At 56.2% G+C, this 557-nt stretch carries 1 protein-coding gene; it reads left to right on the top strand.

Annotated elements, in window-relative coordinates:
• Positions 1 to 468, top strand: a 468-nt coding sequence (gene araD, locus K5E19_RS23625; RefSeq protein WP_221553356.1) for an L-ribulose-5-phosphate 4-epimerase AraD, incomplete at its 5' end; no start/stop codon positions are given.
• Positions 469 to 557: the final 89 nt, after the last annotated feature.

The raw sequence follows: 557 nt of genomic DNA, 5'->3' as shown, positions 1-557 counted from the left end.
ACGCCAACCCATCGTCTGCTCTATCAGTCATTCCCGTCGATTGGCGGTATCGTGCATACCCACTCGCGCCACGCCACCATCTGGGCGCAGGCCGGACAATCCATTCCGGCGACGGGCACGACCCATGCCGACTATTTTTACGGCACCATCCCCTGCACCCGTAAAATGACCGATGCGGAAATTAACGGCGAGTATGAGTGGGAAACGGGCAACGTGATCGTCGAAACCTTTGAAAAAGCGGGAATCGATGCGGCGCAAATGCCGGGCGTGCTGGTGCACTCTCACGGGCCGTTTGCGTGGGGCAAAAACGCCGAGTATGCGGTGCATAACGCCATCGTGCTGGAAGAGGTCGCCTATATGGGGATCTTCTGCCGCCAGCTGGCGCCACAGCTTCCGGATATGCAGCAAACCCTGCTGGATAAACACTATCTGCGCAAGCACGGTGCGAAAGCGTATTACGGGCAGTAAATCGGGAACAGGGACATTATTGGCCGGATAAGCTCAGCGCCATCCGGCAAAATCACACCTGTATATAAACCCAGCAAAAAATCCGTAAC

Origin of the sequence: Enterobacter sp. RIT637, assembly GCF_019718755.1 — a bacterium.
Classification (GTDB): domain Bacteria; phylum Pseudomonadota; class Gammaproteobacteria; order Enterobacterales; family Enterobacteriaceae; genus Enterobacter.
This window is presented reverse-complemented; position numbering and strand designations above follow the sequence as displayed.